General features: G+C 34.9%; 3 protein-coding genes. All 3 read left to right on the plus strand.

Annotated elements, in window-relative coordinates; genetic code table 11:
• The first annotated feature begins 327 nt into the window (after nt 1-327).
• The 3 genes from F6K40_RS38965 (at nt 328) to F6K40_RS38975 (ending at nt 1,137) form a co-directional block, all read left to right on the plus strand.
• Nucleotides 328-492 carry a hypothetical protein gene (locus tag F6K40_RS38965; RefSeq protein ID WP_293145291.1) on the plus strand — a complete coding sequence of 55 codons (165 nt, stop codon included), beginning with the start codon at nt 328-330 and terminating at the stop codon, nt 490-492.
• A gap of 191 nt (nt 493-683) precedes the next feature.
• Nucleotides 684-839: a hypothetical protein gene (locus tag F6K40_RS38970; protein ID WP_293145294.1), complete on the plus strand. Its 156-nt coding sequence runs from the start codon at nt 684-686 to the stop codon at nt 837-839.
• A gap of 142 nt (nt 840-981) precedes the next feature.
• The gene (locus tag F6K40_RS38975) at nt 982-1,137 is read left to right on the plus strand and encodes a hypothetical protein (RefSeq protein WP_293145297.1); all 156 of its coding nucleotides are present in this window, start codon (nt 982-984) and stop codon (nt 1,135-1,137) included.
• Nucleotides 1,138-1,461 lie beyond the last annotated feature (324 nt).

The following is a 1,461-nucleotide window of genomic DNA, read 5'->3' on the forward strand; positions in this document are numbered from 1 at the left end:
ATATCAAATCCGGTTGAATAGTTATTGTATAGTTGGGAGTAGGGGAGTAGGGGATAGGGGAGTAGGGGAGATTGAATACTGAAGTAATTATAGAATTATCAACATATACTATATAACCGGATTCTATATTACTCCTTACTCCCTACTCCTAACTCATTACTCCTAACTCATTACTCATTACTCATTACTCATTACTCCTCAGTAATACGATAACTAATTACCCGGATTCTATATAATTCGCCCCCTAGTTTCTACTATTACTATACACCATCACCTAATTTGGAAATAATAAAGCCATTATTTATATTTTGAGGAGAGTTAAAAATAATGTTTTGTAGAGGGTACTACGTTATTAAACCAACTCCTGCTTTAAAACAAAAATTAGTTTGCTTAGTCGATCCTGATTTAGCAGAGCTTTTATCTGAAACAGTTTTATGGACTTGTAATAAAGCAAGAGACAATGACTACGATCTTACAGTGCTTTTCAGTTGAGTAAACCACAAAACTGTTGTAGGAATAATGAGTAATGAGTAAGGAGTAATGAGTAATGAGTAAGGAGTAATGAGCAAGGAGTAAGGAGTAAGGAGTAAGGAGTAAGGAGTAGTGAGTAAGGAGTCAGTATGATTGTGGTTTATTCATCCATTTTACCGCTGTAATTTAGTTAAGTTTTTGTCGGATATATAATGTCTAAGTATTTTTATGACAGTATGTTTGAAAAAGTTTTTGGAGCGGTAGACATCTCCTTAGAACTTTTTGATAATCGGTGGACTATAGGGCGACATTTTGTAAGTGCTTTTCAGTTGAGTAAACCACAAAACTGTTGTAGGAGTAATGAGTAAGGAGTAATGAGTAATGAGTAAGGAGTGATGAGCAAGGAGTAAGGAGTAAGGAGTAAGGAGTAGTGAGTAAGGAGTCAGTATGATTGTGGTTTATTCATCCATTTTACCGCTGTAATTTAGTTAAGTTTTTGTCGGATATATAATGTCTGAGTATTTTTATGACAGTATGTTTGAAAAAGTTTTTGGAGCGGTAGACATCTCCTTACAACTTTTTGATAATCGGTGGACTATAGGGCGACATTTTGTAAGTGCTTTTCAGTTGAGTAAACCACAAAACTGTTGTAGGAGTAATGAGTAAGGAGTAATGAGTAATGAGTAAGGAGTGATGAGCAAGGAGTAAGGAGTAAGGAGTAAGGAGTAGTGAGTAAGGAGTCAGTATGATTGTGGTTTATTCATCCATTTTACCGCTGTAATTTAGTTAAGTTTTTGTCGGATATATAATGTCTGAGTATTTTTATGACAGTATGTTTGAAAAAGTTTTTGGAGCGGTAGACATCTCCTTACAACTTTTTGATAATCGGTGGACTATAGGGCGACATTTTGTAAGTGCTTTTCAGTTGAGTAAACCACAAAACTGTTGTAGGAGTAATGAGTAAGGAGTAATGAGTAATGAGTAAGGAGT

It is taken from the genome of Okeania sp. SIO3I5, assembly GCF_010672085.1.
GTDB lineage: Bacteria > Cyanobacteriota > Cyanobacteriia > Cyanobacteriales > Microcoleaceae > Trichodesmium.

What these genes read in the sequence shown, in the direction of transcription:
- F6K40_RS38965 (WP_293145291.1), top strand. Translation starts at nt 328, where the DNA reads ATGTTTTGTAGAGGGTACTACGTTATTAAACCAACTCCTGCTTTAAAA.
- F6K40_RS38970 (WP_293145294.1), top strand. Translation starts at nt 684, where the DNA reads ATGTCTAAGTATTTTTATGACAGTATGTTTGAAAAAGTTTTTGGAGCG.
- F6K40_RS38975 (WP_293145297.1), top strand. Translation starts at nt 982, where the DNA reads ATGTCTGAGTATTTTTATGACAGTATGTTTGAAAAAGTTTTTGGAGCG.